Here is a 17,304-nt window from a genome sequence, read left to right as displayed (position 1 = left end):
TCGTATAATTTAGCGTTTATTTTTAATCCCATCCAATTCCTTTAGGGGTCAGCGTTATGAGCAAACAAGGAAAAATGGACTGCGGCAGACGGCGTTTGATCGTCGCGACCGCGGCCGTGGGCGGGGCGGGGGCTGTTGCAGCACTCGTACCGTTCGTCTCCAGCTTGCTTCCGTCAGAGCGTGCCAAGGCAGCAGGCGCTCCGGTAGAAGTCGATATCAGCAAGCTTGAACCGGGCCAGATGATGACCGTCGAGTGGCGCGGCAAGCCGGTGTGGATCATCAATCGCACCAAGGAAATGCTGGAAACGCTGCCCAAGCTGGCTGATGCCGTGGCTGATCCGAAGTCCGAGAAGACGAGCCAGCAGCCGGCCTATGCCCAGAACGATACCCGTTCGATCAAGCCGGAAATCATGGTCGTGGTCGGTATCTGTACCCACCTTGGCTGTTCGCCGTCCTCCAAGTTCAAGGCCGGTACCGAAGAAGGCATGCCGGGTGGCTGGCTGGGCGGTTTCCTTTGCCCCTGCCACGGTTCGACCTTCGACTTCGCTGGCCGCGTGTTCAAGGCAAAGCCTGCCCCGACCAACCTTGAAGTGCCGCCGCACGTGTATCTCGCCGATACCCGTATCCTGATCGGCGATGACAAGAAGGGAGCATAAGAAATGGCTGCTGGCAATTTCGAAAAATACAAGTCCGACGGTTCCCTGGCCGGTAATGCGCTGGAGTGGTTGGATGCGCGTTTCCCGGCAACTTCCATGTGGAAGGGGCATCTGTCTGAATACTACGCACCGAAGAATTTCAATTTCTGGTATTTCTTCGGTTCCCTGGCGCTGCTGGTCCTGGTCATCCAGATCGTTACCGGCATCTTCCTGGTCATGCACTACAAGCCGGACGCTGCAGTAAATGCGAACGGTGTGCCGATCGCCTTTGCTTCCGTCGAGTACATCATGCGTGATGTCCCGGGTGGCTGGCTGATTCGCTACATGCACTCGACCGGCGCTTCGGCCTTCTTCATCGTGGTCTACATGCACATGTTCCGTGGTCTGATCTACGGTTCGTACCGCAAGCCGCGCGAGTTGACCTGGCTGTTCGGTGTCGGCATCTTCCTGGTGCTGATGGGCGAAGCCTTCTTCGGCTATCTGCTGCCGTGGGGTCAGATGTCCTACTGGGGCGCCCAGGTGATCGTGAATCTGTTCTCGGCCATTCCGGTCATCGGCGGTGATCTTTCGTTGATCATCCGTGGTGACTTCGTTGTTGGCGACGCGACCCTGAACCGTTTCTTCTCCTTCCACGTCATCGCCTTCCCGCTCGTGCTGCTCGGCCTCGTTGCCGCCCACGTCCTGGCGCTGCACGAAACCGGTTCGAACAACCCGGACGGCGTCGAAATCAAGGCCAACAAGGACGAGAACGGCATCCCGCGCGACGGCATCCCGTTCCACCCGTACTACACGGTCAAGGACATCGTCGGTGTTGTCGTCTTCCTGATGATTTTCTCTGCCGTGATGTTCTGGGCGCCTGAAGGTGGTGGTTACTTCCTGGAAACGCCGAATTTCTATCCGGCCGACCCGCTGAAGACTCCGCCGCATATCGCGCCGGTCTGGTACTTCACGCCTTACTACTCCATCCTACGTGCGATGGTCTGGAACTTCTTCGGTCTTGATGCCAAGTTCTGGGGTGTGGTGGCGATGGGTGCTTCCGTGGTGATCTTTGCCGCCTTGCCGTGGCTGGATCGCAGCCCGGTCAAGTCGATCCGCTATCGCGGTCCGATTACCAAGACGATGATCACCATTTTCGTGATTTGCTTCTTCATCCTCGGTTACCTGGGCACCTTGTCCCCGTCTCCGATGGGCGAAATCATTTCGCAAATCTGCACGGTGTTCTACTTCGGTTTCTTCCTCGGCATGCCGTGGTGGTCCCGCATGGACAAGTTCAAGCCGGTTCCTGACCGCGTGACGATGAAGTGAGGGTGCAAAAAATGAAAAAAATTCTGATCGCATTGCTCTTCGCGCCGATCATGGCTTTTGCCAGCGGCGGTGCGGTTCATCTCGACAAGTGGCCGGGTTCGGTCAGTGACAAGGCGGCGCTGCAAAATGGCGCCAAGGTCTTCGTCAATTACTGCCTGAACTGCCATGGTGCGTCCTACATGCGCTACAAAAACCTGCTGGATCTGGGGTTGACCGAGCAGCAAGTGAAGGACAACCTGATGTTCACGACCGACAAGATCGGTGCCCTGATGACGGTTGCTGCCCGTTCCGACGAGCAGAAGCAATGGTTCGGCGCCACGCCGCCCGACCTGACCATCATTGCCCGGGCCCGTGGCGAAGCCGGCAACGCCGGTGCCGGTGCCGACTGGTTGTACACCTATCTGCGTTCCTTCTACCGCGACGAAAACCGTCCGACCGGCTGGAACAACGTGGTGTTCGAGAACGTCGGTATGCCGCACATCCTTTATGGTCTGCAGGGCCAGCAAGTGCTGAATCACGAAACGCACAAGCTGGAACTGGCCGTGCCGGGTGAGCTGGCTCCTGCCGCCTACGACAAGACGGTTTCCGATCTGGTCAGCTTCATGGTCTGGATGGGTGAGCCGCAACAGGAATTCCGTCGCACGCTGGGCTTCTACGTTCTTGGCTTCCTTGCCGTTCTCTTCGTCGTGGCCTACGCGCTGAAGAAGGAATACTGGAAAGACATTCACTGATCCTTCCCGGATCAGCTAACGGCATCGCGGGTTTGGCTTCGGCCAGCCCCCGGTGCCGAATCTCATTTTGAGGGTTACCACAAATGATGAACCTCTATTCGGGCACTACCTGCCCCTTTAGTCACCGTTGCCGTATTGTCCTGTTCGAAAAGGGCATGGACTTTCAGGTCATCGACGTCGACATGTTCAACAAGCCGGAAGAAATGGCCGCGATCAACCCGCACAATCGCGTGCCGGTTCTGGTCGAGCGCGATCTTGTCCTGTTCGAGCCGAACATCATCAACGAATACATCGATGAACGCTTCCCGCATCCGCAACTGATGCCGGCCGACCCGATCATGCGCGCCCGCGCCCGCCAGTTGCTGGTCGGCATGGAACGCGAAATCTTTTCCTTCATGGAAGTGATCGAAAAGAACAGCAAGACTGCCGACAAGGCCCGCCAGGAAATCAAGGCCCGCCTGACCGAAATCGTGCCGATCTTCAACAAGCAGAAGTTCATGCTGGGTGACGAGTTCTCCATGCTCGACGTGGCGATTGCCCCGTTGTTGTGGCGTCTCGACCACTATGGTATCGATCTCGGCAAGGCTGCCGCGCCGCTGATGAAGTACGCCGAACGCATTTTCAGCCGTCAGGGTTTCATCGACGCGCTGACGCCGTCCGAAAAAGCGATGCGCAAGTAACAGGCATGGGGCTTCCTTCGACCAAGCCTTATTTGCTGCGCGCCATCTGGGAATGGTGCTGCGATAACGGCTTTACGCCGCATATCGCCGTCACCGTCGATTCACGGACCCGCGTGCCGCGCGAGTTCGTGCGTGATGGCCAGATCGTGCTCAACCTCGGGCCCGGTGCCACCAACAAACTGCAGATCGGTAATGACTATGTCGAGTTTCAGGCGCGTTTTGGTGGTGTGGCCCGCGATTTGTCGATACCGGTTGGCCAGGTGACGGCGGTCTATGCGCGTGAAAACGGTGCCGGGATGGCGTTCGAACTCGAGGACGATGCCGGTGTGGCCGAAGAGTTTGTAACCGGCTTGAGTGCCGAGGATCCTGCACCAGACGAGGAACCACCCGAGCCTCCGCGCCCGGATGCGGGGCGTCCGAAACTGCAACGCATCAAATAGGGACTCGATCGCTCGGCGATGCACCAGAATGGGGAGATTTCCATCGGAAATTTCCCCGTTTGTTATCCAAGTCCATGATTTTTAAAGATGGCACGGCTGTTGCTCAAAGCCATGCCAAAGGGAAAATCATGCAAACTGAAGTCAAATCCACTTGTTGTTATTGCGGCGTCGGCTGCGGTGTTCTGGTTGCCAGCGAAGGCGGCAGGATTGTTGGCGTGCGCGGTGATCCGGAGCATCCCGCGAATTTCGGTCGTTTGTGCACCAAGGGGGCCAGCCTGCATCTGACGGCCGACACCACCTATCGCCTGCTCCATCCCGAGCACCGGCAGCAGCGCGGTGGCCTGCGCCAGCGTCTGAGTTGGGATGCGGCGCTCGATCAGGCGGCCGAGCGTTTTGCTTCGATCATCCGCGAGCATGGCCCGGATTCGGTTGCCTTTTATATCTCCGGTCAATTGATGACCGAGGATTACTACGTCTTCAACAAACTGGCCAAGGGGCTGGTCGGTACCAACAACGTCGATACCAATTCGCGTCTCTGCATGTCCTCCGCGGTGGCAGGCTACAAGCAGACCCTGGGCGTCGATGCGCCGCCTTGCAGCTACGAGGATATCGATCAGGCCGGCCTGATCTTCATCAGTGGTGCCAATCCGGCGCTTGCCCATCCCATCGTTTTTCGCCGGATCGAGGATGCACGGGCCGCCAACCCGAACCTGCGCATCATCGTTGCCGATCCGCGGCGCAGCGAGACGGCGGAGATCGCCGATCTGCACCTGCCGCTCAAGCCGGGCACCGATGTCGCGCTGTTCAACGGCATGCTGCAGGTGATGATTGCCGAGAATCTGGTCGACGCTGCTTACATTGCTGCGCACACCCGTGGCTATGCCGAACTCAAGGCGATCGTCGCTACATACACCCCGGAGCACGTGGCGGCGATCTGTGGTCTGCGGGCTGCCGATATCGTCACGGCAGCGCGCTGGTTTGCCGGCAGCAAGGCAGCACTTTCGCTCTACTGCCAGGGGCTCAACCAGTCAGCGCACGGGACGCAGAATAACGCCGGCATCATCCATCTGCATCTGGCGACCGGCCAGATCGGCAAACCCGGCGCCGGGCCATTTTCCCTGACCGGTCAGCCGAATGCGATGGGCGGGCGCGAAGTCGGCGGCCTGGCCAACCAGTTGTCGGCGCACCGTGACCTGGGCAATCCCGCACATCGTGCCGAAGTGGCGAAGCTGTGGGGGATTCCCGACGTGCCGTCGCAACCGGGCAAGTCAGCGGTCGACCTGTTCAAAAGCCTGAAAACCGGCGAAATCAAGGCGGTCTGGATTGCCTGCACGAATCCGGCGCAATCGCTGCCCAACCAGGCAGCCGTACGCGCGGCACTGGAAGCGGCCGACTATGTTGTGCTGCAGGAAGCCTATGGCAACACCGATACTGCGGCCTATGCCGACCTCCTGCTGCCAGCCACGACCTGGGGTGAAAAACACGGCACGGTGACCAATTCCGAGCGCCGCATCAGTCGCGTTCAGTCGGCGGTTGCCGCGCCGGGCGAAGCCCGCCACGACTGGCAGATCGTTGTCGATTTCGCGCGCCGGCTCGGGCTCAAGCTGGGCAATCCGGCCACCGAGCACTTGTTCCCCTACGCCGATGCCGAAGCGATCTTCAACGAGCATCGCACCAGCACGCTGGGTCGCGATCTCGATATCGGCGGCCTGAGTTATGCCTTGCTCGAGCAGGCCGGCCCGCAGCAATGGCCGTATCCGCAGGGCGCTTCCGCCGGCAAGACGCGTCTTTATGAAGATGGCGTGTTTGCCTCTGCCGACGGCAAGGCCGCCTTCCTGCCGATCGAGCATCAGCCGACCGCCGATGCCAACACGGTCGACCTGCCAATCAGCCTGCTTTCCGGGCGCATGCGCGATCAATGGCACGGCATGAGCCGGACCGGCACCGTGCCGCGCCTGTTCAACCAGGAAGACGAACCCTTGCTCGGCATGCATCCTTGCGACATGCGCCACCGGGCTTTGGCGAGCGGCGATCTGGCGCGGCTCAGCAATGCGCGTGGCGACAGCGTCCTGCGCGTCGTCGAGCGGGCCGGGATGCAGAAAGGCCAGGCCTGGCTGCCGATGCACTGGGGCAGTCAGTTCCTCAACTCGCCCGGTGCCAATGCCGTGGCTTGCGATGCGGTTGATCCAGCCTCGATGCAGCCGGAACTCAAGCATGCCGCCGTGCAGATCGCCCGTCTCGAACTGCCTTATCCGCTGGCCGTCATCCGCCGTTGCGAAAGCCAGGCCGAAGCGCTGCAATTGATGCAGGAGGCGCGTCCGTTGCTCGACCGCTATCCCTACGCCAATGTCAGTCTCTATGGGCGGCAGGCGCCGCTGGTCGTGTTCCGGGCAGCGCTGGAACAGCCACTCGATGCCGCGGCGCTTGCTGCGCTTGACCAGTTGTTCGGCATGGCGGGCGATGCCGGTGCGATCGTCTATAGCGATCGCAGCCGGAATATTGCCAAGAAGGCGATTTCGCGCGATGGCCGTCTGCTTGCCGTGCGCCTGGCCGGCGAGGTGCTCGCCCAGACCTGGTTGAAGCAGGCGATGGCAGAGGATGAGCTTGATCCGGCGATGATCCGCTTTGCGCTGGCGCCATGCAGTGCGCCGCCGGTTACCATTGCGCCGCGCAACATTGTCTGCAAGTGCGCCGATGTCAGTGACGTACAAATCAAGGCTGCAATTACTGCTGGTGCCGATTTGCCCGCGCTGCAGCAGAATCTGAAATGTGGAACCTTCTGTGGTTCCTGTGTGCCGGACATCAAGCGGATGCTGGCTGAATGCAAGACCCATGAGACTGTGCCCGTTTGAGCGCGGCAGGAGAAGACAATGACTTACGCCCACTACATCAAGGAAATCGGCCGCGGCGCCCAGGGGGCGCGCAGCCTCTCCGGCGACGATGCGCGCCAGCTTTACGCGGCAATTCTCGACGGCGGCGTGCCCGACCTCGAACTTGGCGCAATCCTGCTCGCCTTGCGCGTCAAGGGCGAATCGCTCGATGAGATGCTTGGCTTTCTGGCCGCGGCGGAGGACAGGACCGCACTGCTGGATAACCCAGCCGGGCGTGTGCGCCCGGTTGTCCTGCCCAGTTACAACGGCGCCCGCAAGGAAGCCAATCTGACCCCGCTGCTGGCGCTGATGCTGCGCCGCTTCGGTGTGCCGGTGCTGGTGCATGGTCTGCTCGAGGGCTTCGGCCGGGTCACCACCGGCCATATCTTCCGCGAACTCGGCATCATGCCGGCGACGACGACGCACCAGGCGCAAACCACGCTGCAGGAAAAAGGTCTGGCCTTCGTGCCGCTGACTGCGCTGGCGCCCGGCTTGCACAACCTGCTCGCCCTGCGCGCCCGCATGGGCGTACGCAACAGTGCGCACAGCCTGGTCAAGATGCTCAATCCCTTCGAAGGCGAGGCCGTGGTTGTCGCGCCGGCGACGCATCCCGATTTCATTGACCTGATGCGCGACATGCTGCTGGCGCGCGGCGAGCGCGCCATCCTGCTGCGCGGCACCGAAGGCGAGCCCTTTGCCAATCCGAAACGGCGGCCGCGCCTCGAATATGTCCACGAAGGCTTTGCCGATGTGCTGTTCGAAGCCGAGCACGACAGCCTGCGTACCTTGCCCAATCTGCCGGACGGTGCCGATGCGGCGCAGACGGCGAAATGGACGCAGCGCGTGCTCGACAAGCAGGCAAGCTTGCCCAAGCCGATTGCCAACCAACTGGCCTGTCTGCTTTACGCCAGCGGTTATGCCGAGGACTTCAACCAGGCCAAGGCCATTGTCGCGGTCGAGGCCAACGCGCTGGCGGCGACCAGCAGCTAGGCTGCAATTTAGTGCCCGCTCGGGTGCCTGATGCCTTCATTTGGTGCGGATGTCAGGCGGTCGACAACAGGAATATGCAATAAATCATCGTGTTAGCTTCCTGGCACGAGGATTGCGATCAGTAATTCATCAACAGCGAAATACCCCGTCAACGACGACGGAATGGACCGCTCCGGTCCGCAATGGCAAAGACGTCATGCGCTGAAACACAAGTTTCGCGTCCCTCCGGGCGCACGCATCGTTGGAGCCCATAATGAGCAAACCCCGTCTCGTCCTGATCGGCAACGGCATGGCCGGTGTCCGTACCGTTGAAGAACTCCTGAAGATCAAGCCGGATCACTACGACATCACGATCTTCGGTGCCGAACCGCATCCCAACTACAACCGCATCCTGCTCTCGCCGGTGCTTGCCGGCGAAATGACCATCGCCGAGATCGTGCTCAACGAACTCGAGTGGTACAAGGAAAACAAGATCACCTTGCACACCGGCAAGCAGGTGGTGAAGATCGATCGCGTCAATCGCAAGGTGATTGCCGACGACGGCAGCGAGGAACATTACGACCGCCTGCTCGTCGCCACCGGCTCGACGCCCTTCATGCTGCCGATTCCCGGCAACGATCTGCCCGGCGTCATCGGTTACCGCGACATCAAGGACACCGACGAGATGATCGAAGCCGCCAGGCTGCACAAGCACGCGGTCGTCATCGGCGGCGGCCTGCTCGGCCTGGAAGCTGCCAATGGCCTCAAGCTGCGCGGCATGGACGTCACCGTGGTGCATATCGGCCCGTGGCTGCTTGAACGTCAGCTCGACGAAGTGGCCGGCCGCATGTTGCAGAAGTCGCTCGAAGACAAGGGTCTCAAATTCCTGCTGCAGAAGCATACCGAGGCGCTGATTCCCGGCGAGAGCGGGCGCGTCGCGGCGATCCGCTTCAAGGATGGCATGCAGTTGCCGGCCGATCTCGTCGTGATGGCCGCCGGCATCCGCCCCAACTACACGCTGGCCGAAGCCTCGGGCATCTACTGCAACCGCGGCATCGTCGTGAACGACACGATGCAGACCTACGATCCCAAGGTCTACGCGGTTGGCGAATGCGTCAGCCACCGCGGCATCGCCTACGGCCTGGTCGCGCCGCTCTTCGAGCAGGCCAAGGTCGCCGCCAATCACCTGGCCGGCTACGGCATCGGCCGCTACACCGGCTCGGTGACCTCGACCAAGCTCAAGGTGACCGGCATCGACCTCTTTTCTGCCGGCAACTACATGGGCGGCGAGGGCTGCGAGGAAATCCTGCTCAACGACCCGTACGGCGGTGTTTACAAGAAACTGGTGGTCAAGGACAACAAGCTGGTCGGCGGCGTCATGTACGGCGATACGGCCGACGGCCCGTGGTATTTCCAGTTGCTCAAGGACGGCCGCGACATCCACGACATCCGCGATTCGCTGATCTTCGGCCAGTCGCTGGTCGGCGACGTCGGCCACGCCGGCAACAGCAAGGCGGCCGAAATGCCAGACACGGCCGAGGTCTGCGGCTGCAACGGTGTGACCAAGGGCACCATCGTCAAGGCGATCAAGGAAAAGGGCCTGTTTACGCTCGACGAGGTCAAGAGGCACACCAAGGCGGCATCGTCCTGCGGTTCCTGCGCCGGCCTGGTCGAACAGATTCTTGCCTCGACCATCGGCGGCGCCTACACACCGGCCGCTTCCGACAAGAAGCCGGTCTGCGGCTGTACCGAGCAGTCGCACAAGATGGTGCGCGATGCGATCCGCGAGCAGCATCTGGTCAGCAAGGAAGCCGTCTTCAAGGCCCTCGAATGGAAGACGCCGAACGGTTGCGACAAGTGTCGCCCGGCCGTCAATTACTACCTGATCTCGACCTGGCCGCACGAGGCCAAGGACGATCCGCAGTCGCGCCTGATCAACGAGCGTTCGCACGCCAACATCCAGAAGGACGGTACCTATTCGGTGGTGCCGCGCATGTGGGGCGGCCTGACGACGCCGGCCGAGCTGCGCGCCATTGCCGATGCGGCGGAAAAGTACAACGTGCCGACCGTCAAGGTCACCGGCGGTCAGCGTATCGATCTGCTCGGCATCAAGAAGGAAGACCTGCCCGGCATCTGGGCCGACCTCAACGCCGCCGGCATGGTGTCCGGCCACGCCTACGGCAAGTCGATCCGCACCGTGAAGACCTGCGTCGGCGCCGAGCACTGCCGCTTTGGCACGCAACTGGCGATGTCGATGGGCGTCAAGCTCGAGAAGATGCTGTTCGACATGTATGCGCCGCACAAGGTCAAGCTCGCCGTCTCCGGCTGTCCGCGCAACTGCGCCGAAGCTGGCATCAAGGACGTCGGCATCATCGGCGTCGATTCCGGCTACGAGATCTACATCGCCGGCAACGGCGGCATCAAGACCGAAGTCGCGCAGTTCCTGTGCAAGGTCGGTTCGGACGAGGAGGTCATGGAATATTCCGGCGCCTTCCTGCAGCTTTATCGCGTCGAGGGCTGGTACCTGGAGCGCACCTGCCACTGGCTGGAGCGGGTCGGCATGGATTACGTCAAAGGCAAGATCGTCGAGGATGGCGAAGGCCGCAAGGCGCTCTACGCCGCGCTGCTCGACTCGCTGAAGGATGCGAAGGATCCGTGGGCGACGTCGCGCGAGCCGGAAGCGATCAAGCAATTCATTCCCATCGTGCCGGTGGCGATTGCCTGAGGCCGCAAGGCGCTAGCGGTCAACATCCGAAAAATGGCAAAAATCGAGGAATACACAATGAACAACTGGAAACTGATCTGCAAGCTGGAAGACATCCCGCCGCTGGGTTCGCGCATCGTGCGCCCGGAGAAGGGCGGCGACATCGCCATTTTCCGCAACGCCGAAGACGAGGTCTTCGCGTTGCACGACAAGTGCCCGCACAAGGGCGGTCCGCTGTCGCAGGGCCTGGTGCATGGCCGGCGTGTCACCTGCCCGCTGCATGGCTGGAACATCGGCCTTGAAGACGGCCAGGCGGTGGCGCCGGATGTCGGTTCCTGCAACAAGTTTTCGGTCAAGGTCGAGGGCGGCGAGGTGTTCCTTGCTCTCTGAGGGAATGCGCCGCCGGAACTTCGTTCTTGGCGCGCTCTCCAGTTTTGTTGCTCGGCCGCTGTTTGCCGCAGAAAGCGGTGCCATGTCGCTGGGTGCGGCGATCAACAAGGCCGGGCGGCAACGCATGTTGTCGCAGCGCATGGCGAAGGCATTCACCATGCTGGTGCTGGGCGCGATGCCGCAGAAGGCGGAGGTCTTGCTCGAGCAGTCGCGGCGGCTGTTCGAGTCGCAGCTGGCCGAATTGGCGAGCATCGCTCCCGGCGAAGCGATCAAGGGCGCACTGCTCGATCTGGAGCGCGCCTGGGGGGGCTATCGTGACGTGCTTGGACGTCCCCGGACGCCGGAAAATCTGCGCCTGGTGCTGGCGGAGTCCGACCGGACCTTGCGCGCGGCACATCTGCTGACCGGTTTGTACGAAAAACAGGCGGGCAGCACGGCCGGGCATCTGGTGAATATCTCGGGGCGGCAGCGCATGCTGTCGCAGCGCATGGCCAAGTGCTTTCTCGTCGAGCAGTCCGGTATCGTCTCCGAGGCGCTGCGGGGCGAACTGGATGCGGCGCGGCGCGACTTCGTTGCGGCACTCAGGGAACTCAACCAGGCACCGGAAAACACGCCGGAAATCCGCGTCGAACTGGAACTGGCCAACACCCAGTGGCTGTTCTTCGAGCAAGCCCTGAACGGGAGGGAAACACGGGAGCTTGCGGTGCGTAACGTGGCAACGACCAGCGAGCGGATTCTCGAAGTGATGGATGGCCTGACCGGCCGTTACGAAAAGCTGGTACGTGGCTGAACTTAGGGGGCGCTGCGTGTTCTGATCGGCTGTCAATACGCCCGAAGCGGTAGCAGTCGGGCTTTCCTCTTCAGTTAAAGTGTACCCAGATGAAAACAGCCTTGATCCTCTTTGCCCATGGTGCCCGCGATCCCGAATGGGCGAGCCCGATGCGCCGCGTCCAGGCCTTGCTGCGTGGCCGTGTGCCGGAAACCCCGGTCGAACTGGCCTTTCTCGAATTCATGACGCCCAGCCTGGCCGAGTGTGTGGCCGATGCGATTGCCGCCGGGGCCGGGCGCATCGTCGTGCTGCCGATGTTCATCGCGCGCGGCGGCCATTTGAAACGCGAACTGCCGGAAATGCTGGCCGCCTTGCGGTCGACCTATCCGCAAGTCGAGTTTTCACTCGGCAATGCGATCGGCGAACATGAAGTCGTTGTTCAGGCCATGGCCGAGGCCGCCTTGCTGCTGGCTGGTTCGGAGCTTGCTTGAGTTCAGGCATGCTGACCGTTCTTGTCATTGATGAATCGCGCTCGCGGGCCGGAGAAATCTGTGCCGGGCTGGCGCTCGCCGGTTACCAGGTGGCCGCGATCCTGGCCGATTCGGAAAACCTGACGGCCGAAGTCGAGAAGTTGCAGCCGGACGTGATCCTGATCGACACCGACAGTCCGAGTCGCGACACGCTGGAAAACCTGGCCGCGATGCATCGCAACATGCCGCGGCCGGTCGTCATCTTTACCCAGGAAGAAGGCCAGCAAAGTATCCGCGATGCAGTCAAGGCGGGCGTTTCCGCCTATATCGTCGATGGCCTGGACCAGAAGCGGATCAAGCCCATCCTCGAAGTGGCGCGCGCCCGTTTCGAGGATACACAGGCCCTGCGCCGCGAACTCGACGAAGCATCGCGCAAGCTCACCGACCGCAAACTGGTCGACAAGGCCAAGGGCGTGCTGATGAAGGCGCGCGGCCTCGACGAGGATGCGGCCTATCACGCCATGCGCAAGCTGGCCATGGAGCGCGGCCAGACCCTGGCCAAAGTCGCCCGCGACGTCATCGACATGGCGCGCGTACTGCTCTAAAGGCGTGCGGCATCGCCGCTTGCTGCACTGCAATAGTGCGTTCATCGCCCTGGCGCCGGCCAGCGGTCAACCCCGAAAAAATCGAGAAAATGCTTATCCGGCAAGGGGTTAAGAAAAATATTCCGGGCCTGGCACGGCCATTGCGATAGTCAGTTCATTAACGCACGGTCAATGGCGGCCGGGCGCGAGTCAAAGGTATCGACTCACAGGACAAGGGCGTCCATCCGCGCTGCCAGACCGGCAGCCGGATGTGACGCCCGTTTTGTTTTCTGGATTCCCGCAATCAAAGGAGCAAGCAATGGACGATAGCAAGCCGGTGGAACAGACCACCTCCTCGATTTCTCGTCGTGATTTCGTGTCAACCGCTTTGGGAGCCTCTCTGATGGCCATGGTACCCCCCGGTGTTCGCAGCGGCGCCTGGGCCGCAGGTTCGGATGCCCCTGAAAAGAAGGAAGTCCGTATCGGCTTCATCCCGCTGACCGACTGTGCCTCCGTGGTGATGGCTTCGGTCATGAAGTTCGATGAGAAATACGGCATCAAGATCATCCCGACCAAGGAAGCTTCCTGGGCCTCGGTGCGCGACAAGTTGGTCAATGGCGAACTCGATTGCGCCCACGTGCTGTACGGCCTGATCTACGGCGTGCAGATGGGCATTGGCGGGCCGAAGAAGGACATGGCCAACCTGATGACCCTGAACACCAACGGTCAGGCGATCACGCTGTCCAACCAGATGAAGGACAAGGGCGCGGTCGACGGCCCCAGCCTGGCCAAATTGATTGCCAAGAAGGAGCGCGAATACACCTTCGCCCAGACCTTCCCGACCGGCACGCACGCGATGTGGCTGTATTACTGGCTGGCCAGCCAGGGCATCAATCCGCTCAAGGACGTCAAGACCATCACCGTGCCGCCACCGCAGATGGTCGCCAACATGCGCGTCGGCAACATGGATGGCTACTGCGTCGGCGAACCCTGGAACAACCGGGCGATCATCGACAACATCGGCTTCACGGCAACGACGACGCAGGACATCTGGACCGATCACCCGGAAAAGATTCTCGGCACTACCGCCGAATGGGTGCAGAAGAACCCGAACACGGCACGCGCCGTGGTTGCAGCCATTCTCGATGCCGGCAAGTGGATCGATGCCTCGCTCGCCAACAAGCAGAAGACGGCCGAAGTCATCGCCCAGAAGTCCTACGTCAATACCGACACCGACGTCATCGTGGCGCGCATGCTCGGCCGTTACCAGAACGGTCTGGGCAAGAGCTGGGACGACAAGAATCACATGAAGTTCTTCAACGATGGCGCGGTGAATTTCCCCTACCTGTCGGACGGCATGTGGTTCATGACCCAGCACAAGCGCTGGGGCCTGCTCAAGGATCACCCGAAATATCTCGAGGTGGCGAAGCAGGTCAATCGCATCGACATCTACAAGCAGGGCGCGGCTGCGGCCGGTGTTGCCCTGCCCAAGAGCGACATGCGCAGCCACAAGCTGATCGACGGCGTGGTCTGGGACGGCAAGGATCCCGCCAAGTACGCCGACGGTTTCAAGGTCAAGGCCTGATCGACTGCAGGTGATGCCGGTTGCAGCCGGCATCACGACTGTCCGAGGAGAGAAGCATGAGCGCAACGACGATGAGTGTCGATCTGGTCAGCCCGCTGGCGCGGGTCGATGTGCCGAACAGCCCGCCGGTTGTGGCGCAAGCCGCGCTACCGGCCAAGGAAAAGAAAATGGAAAAAACACTGTCCCAGCCCAGCGGTACGCCGCTGGGCGAGAAATTCAACAACCTGCTGCGCGCCATCCTGCCGCCCAGCCTCGGCATGCTGATCCTGATCGGCATCTGGTATGTCGCCACCCTCAAGGGCGGCAGCATTCCCGGCCCGGGCCAGACCTGGGACGCTGCCACCGTGCTCTTCGCCGACCCGTTCTACCGCAACGGGCCGAACGACCAGGGCATCGGCTGGAACATCTTGTCCTCGCTGCAGCGCGTCGGCATCGGCTTCGGCTTTGCCGCCGTGGTCGGCATTCCGCTCGGCTTCATCCTCGGCCGCTCGGCCTTCCTGTCGGCGATGATCAATCCGATCATCAGCCTGCTGCGTCCGGTGTCGCCGCTGGCCTGGCTGCCGATCGGCCTGCTCGTGTTCAAGAAGGCAGACCCGGCCGCGACCTACACCATCTTCATCTGCTCGATCTGGCCGATGATCATGAACACCGCCCAGGGCGTGCAGCGTGTGCCGCAGGACTACCTCAACGTCGCCCGCGTCCTGGCGCTCTCCGAGTGGAAGGTCGTCACCAAGATCCTCTTCCCGGCCGTGCTGCCCTACATGCTGACCGGTATCCGCCTGTCGATCGGTACTGCCTGGCTGGTTATCGTCGCTGCCGAGATGTTGACCGGTGGCGTCGGCATCGGCTTCTGGGTTTGGGATGAGTGGAACAACCTCAAGGTCGAACACATCATCATCGCCATTTTCGTGATCGGCATCGTCGGCCTGATTCTCGAGCAAAGCCTGATCCTGCTTGCCCGCAAGCTGACCAAAGAAGCCGATTGAGCGAGGAGAGAACATCATGGAAAAATTCGTAAGCGTGGAAAAAGTCGGCCAGACCTTCGATACCAAGAAGGGCAAATTCGTCGCCCTGCGCGACATCGACCTGTCCATCAAGCAGGGCGAGTTCATCGCGCTGATCGGCCACTCCGGTTGCGGCAAGTCGACCCTGCTCAACCTGATTGCCGGCCTGACCAAGCCGACCACCGGCGTGCTGCTCTGCGACGGCCGCGAAATTGCCGGTCCGGGCCCGGAGCGGGCGGTGGTCTTCCAGAACCACAGCCTGCTGCCCTGGCTGACCTGTTTCGAGAACGTCTACCTGGCGGTCGAACGCGTCTTCGGCCAGAAGGAAGGCAAGGCGAAGCTGAAGGAGCGGACCGCGGCAGCGATCAATCTGGTCGGTCTCGATCACGCCAGCAGCAAGTACCCGAACGAGATTTCCGGCGGCATGAAGCAGCGCGTCGGCATCGCCCGGGCGCTGTCGATGCAGCCGAAAGTGTTGCTGATGGATGAACCGTTCGGCGCCCTCGACGCGCTGACCCGGGCCCGCCTGCAGGACGAGCTGATGAAAATCTGCGAAGCGACCCGGGCCACCACGGTCATGGTCACGCACGATGTCGATGAAGCCGTGCTGCTCTCCGACCGCATCGTGATGATGACCAACGGCCCGGCCGCGACGATCGGTGAAATCCTTGAAGTCAATCTGCCAAGACCGCGCAACCGGCTGACCCTGGCGCACGACCAGGATTACATCGGTTACCGCGCCGCCGTGCTCGAGTTCCTCTACGAGAAACAGGCGCACGTCGAGAAAGTCGCCGCCTGAGCCAGGTCGACCGTCCGGCATTGCCGCTGGACGGTCGACGTGCTGAAAAAGGCATTTTTCGGCGTAAAAAAGCCCGGCACCAAAGGCCGGGCATGACCAGTCGGTTGGCTGGTCGAAACCCGCAGGGGAGTGCGGGATTTCAGGGATTCATGTGGGTGGGAATCGGGTGCGTACGCTGCAGGTGCTCGTAGGTCTGCGACAGGTTCTTGACGCGTTCGTACTTGCCCTGTTCCAGCGCGTGCGTCATGTTTTCGATGATCATCGTGTGCAGGCGGCAAACGCCTTCCGGGGAGCAGAGCAGCACTTCGCTCAATTCGGCGGCAACGGTGACGGGAATGTGCTCATGTTCCGCAATGGCTTCGATTTCGCCGCGGTCGAGATCACAGTAATCAAGAACGTCCTGAATGGATAACATGTCTTCCTCCTTCGATAGGTGAGGCGATAAGGCTTTTTTCGTGCAATGGCCGGTTATCGTTTTTCTATCCGCCTTGTAGAATTTTTGGTGGAGGACTAACTTGTTTTTAGCTTCTGTCGGCCGATAAGGCAAGGCCGAATCCCGCCTAAATGCGCAGCATGCCTTCCGGCAAGGGGTAGCTCAGTTGCAGGCGGCTGATGGTCGGCAGCAGGTCGAGCCGGCTATCCTTTTTCAATTGCACGGCACGCTCGCGCATGGCTTCGAGCGAGACAGCGACAGGCTTGCCGCCCGTGGCAAAGGCAATCGTGTTGCCGCTGTCGCAGGATGGAAAAACGGCAAGCCGGCCATCAAAGGCGGTGCAGATACGCTCGACACTGCCCTGGAAACCCTTGTTGCGACCCAGCAGATTGACGCCGAGCAGTCCGTCGTCGCTCAGCCGGCTGCGGCAGGCCTGGTAAAACGGCAGTGTATCGAGTGCGCCGGCGCTGGCTTCGGCATCGAAACCGTCGGTCAGGATGTAGTCGAACTGGCGCCCGCCCGCCAGCATGTAATCGGCGCCGCAGCCGGTGATGACATCAAGGCGCTGCGGATCGTCCGGCAGCTTGAAGTATTGGCGGGCGACAAATTCGACCTGCGGATTGATCTCGACGACGGTGATCCGGCAGTCGGGCAGGTAGCGGTAAATGAACTTGGCCAGCGAACCGGCGCCGAGCCCGATCAGCAGCGCATGGCGCGGCCATTGCGCACTTTGGCGCAAAAGCAGTCCGGCCATCATCTCGCGGGTGTAACCCAGTTCCAGCGACCAGGGCCGGGCAATGCGCATCGCGCCTTGAATCCAGTCCGAACCGAAGTGCAGATAGCGAATGCCGGCTTCCTCACTGATGTCGACGGAATGGCGGGGCGGCTTTTTCGATTGGCGCATGGCTGGGCGGC

General features: G+C 61.3%; 17 protein-coding genes. 15 read left to right on the top strand and 2 right to left on the bottom strand.

What is annotated here, in order from left to right; genetic code table 11:
* Positions 1–56: 56 nt before the first annotated feature.
* The 15 genes from petA (at position 57) to KIG99_RS05880 (ending at position 15,956) form a co-directional block, all read left to right on the top strand.
* On the top strand, positions 57–656 hold the full coding sequence (gene petA / locus KIG99_RS05950) for a ubiquinol-cytochrome c reductase iron-sulfur subunit (RefSeq protein WP_226459310.1): 600 nt from the start codon (positions 57–59) through the stop codon (positions 654–656).
* A 3-nt stretch (positions 657–659) separates the two neighbouring features.
* Positions 660–1,961, top strand: a complete 1,302-nt coding sequence (locus KIG99_RS05945) for a cytochrome b (protein ID WP_404817873.1) — start codon at positions 660–662, stop codon at positions 1,959–1,961.
* Positions 1,962–1,972: 11 nt separating this feature from the next.
* On the top strand, positions 1,973–2,692 hold the full coding sequence (locus tag KIG99_RS05940) for a cytochrome c1 (RefSeq protein WP_226459309.1): 720 nt from the start codon (positions 1,973–1,975) through the stop codon (positions 2,690–2,692).
* A gap of 83 nt (positions 2,693–2,775) precedes the next feature.
* The gene (locus KIG99_RS05935; protein WP_226441091.1) at positions 2,776–3,372 is read left to right on the top strand and encodes a glutathione S-transferase N-terminal domain-containing protein; all 597 of its coding nucleotides are present in this window, start codon (positions 2,776–2,778) and stop codon (positions 3,370–3,372) included.
* A 5-nt stretch (positions 3,373–3,377) separates the two neighbouring features.
* Positions 3,378–3,812 (top strand): ClpXP protease specificity-enhancing factor, encoded by a 435-nt coding sequence (locus tag KIG99_RS05930; RefSeq protein WP_226459308.1) that lies wholly within the window; start codon positions 3,378–3,380, stop codon positions 3,810–3,812.
* A gap of 128 nt (positions 3,813–3,940) precedes the next feature.
* Positions 3,941–6,664: a nitrate reductase gene (locus KIG99_RS05925; protein WP_226459307.1), complete on the top strand. Its 2,724-nt coding sequence runs from the start codon at positions 3,941–3,943 to the stop codon at positions 6,662–6,664.
* An 18-nt stretch (positions 6,665–6,682) separates the two neighbouring features.
* Entirely contained in the window at positions 6,683–7,672 is a 990-nt protein-coding gene (ybiB, locus tag KIG99_RS05920) for a DNA-binding protein YbiB (protein ID WP_226459306.1), read from the top strand.
* A 253-nt stretch (positions 7,673–7,925) separates the two neighbouring features.
* The gene (gene nirB / locus KIG99_RS05915; protein ID WP_226459305.1) at positions 7,926–10,376 is read left to right on the top strand and encodes a nitrite reductase large subunit NirB; all 2,451 of its coding nucleotides are present in this window, start codon (positions 7,926–7,928) and stop codon (positions 10,374–10,376) included.
* A 57-nt stretch (positions 10,377–10,433) separates the two neighbouring features.
* Positions 10,434–10,745 carry a nitrite reductase small subunit NirD gene (gene nirD, locus KIG99_RS05910; RefSeq protein ID WP_226459304.1) on the top strand — a complete coding sequence of 104 codons (312 nt, stop codon included), beginning with the start codon at positions 10,434–10,436 and terminating at the stop codon, positions 10,743–10,745.
* A 4-nt stretch (positions 10,746–10,749) separates the two neighbouring features.
* Positions 10,750–11,535: a type IV pili methyl-accepting chemotaxis transducer N-terminal domain-containing protein gene (locus tag KIG99_RS05905; protein ID WP_226459303.1), complete on the top strand. Its 786-nt coding sequence runs from the start codon at positions 10,750–10,752 to the stop codon at positions 11,533–11,535.
* Between the two features lie 89 nt (positions 11,536–11,624).
* Positions 11,625–12,005, top strand: coding sequence for a sirohydrochlorin chelatase (locus KIG99_RS05900; protein ID WP_226459302.1), 381 nt, complete (start codon positions 11,625–11,627; stop codon positions 12,003–12,005).
* Between the two features lie 8 nt (positions 12,006–12,013).
* Complete coding sequence (locus KIG99_RS05895; protein ID WP_226459301.1) at positions 12,014–12,589, top strand: ANTAR domain-containing response regulator; 576 nt, start codon at positions 12,014–12,016, stop codon at positions 12,587–12,589.
* A gap of 382 nt (positions 12,590–12,971) precedes the next feature.
* Positions 12,972–14,153 (top strand): CmpA/NrtA family ABC transporter substrate-binding protein, encoded by a 1,182-nt coding sequence (locus KIG99_RS05890; protein WP_226459300.1) that lies wholly within the window; start codon positions 12,972–12,974, stop codon positions 14,151–14,153.
* 56 nt (positions 14,154–14,209) lie between these two features.
* On the top strand, positions 14,210–15,139 hold the full coding sequence (gene ntrB, locus KIG99_RS05885; protein ID WP_226459299.1) for a nitrate ABC transporter permease: 930 nt from the start codon (positions 14,210–14,212) through the stop codon (positions 15,137–15,139).
* Positions 15,140–15,155: 16 nt separating this feature from the next.
* Positions 15,156–15,956 (top strand): ABC transporter ATP-binding protein, encoded by an 801-nt coding sequence (locus tag KIG99_RS05880; RefSeq protein ID WP_226459298.1) that lies wholly within the window; start codon positions 15,156–15,158, stop codon positions 15,954–15,956.
* Between the two features lie 139 nt (positions 15,957–16,095).
* Here KIG99_RS05880 and KIG99_RS05875 read toward each other — a convergent pair whose 3' ends face one another.
* Positions 16,096–16,371 (bottom strand): hypothetical protein, encoded by a 276-nt coding sequence (locus tag KIG99_RS05875; RefSeq protein ID WP_226459297.1) that lies wholly within the window; start codon positions 16,369–16,371, stop codon positions 16,096–16,098.
* Between the two features lie 145 nt (positions 16,372–16,516).
* Positions 16,517–17,293 carry a spermine/spermidine synthase domain-containing protein gene (locus tag KIG99_RS05870; RefSeq protein WP_226459296.1) on the bottom strand — a complete coding sequence of 259 codons (777 nt, stop codon included), beginning with the start codon at positions 17,291–17,293 and terminating at the stop codon, positions 16,517–16,519.
* Positions 17,294–17,304 lie beyond the last annotated feature (11 nt).

Origin of the sequence: Quatrionicoccus australiensis, assembly GCF_020510425.1 — a bacterium.
GTDB classification, from domain to species: Bacteria; Pseudomonadota; Gammaproteobacteria; order Burkholderiales; family Rhodocyclaceae; genus Azonexus; species Azonexus australiensis_A.
The sequence above is the reverse complement of the archived record's forward strand: the minus strand, read 5'-3'. Positions and strand labels throughout refer to the sequence as shown.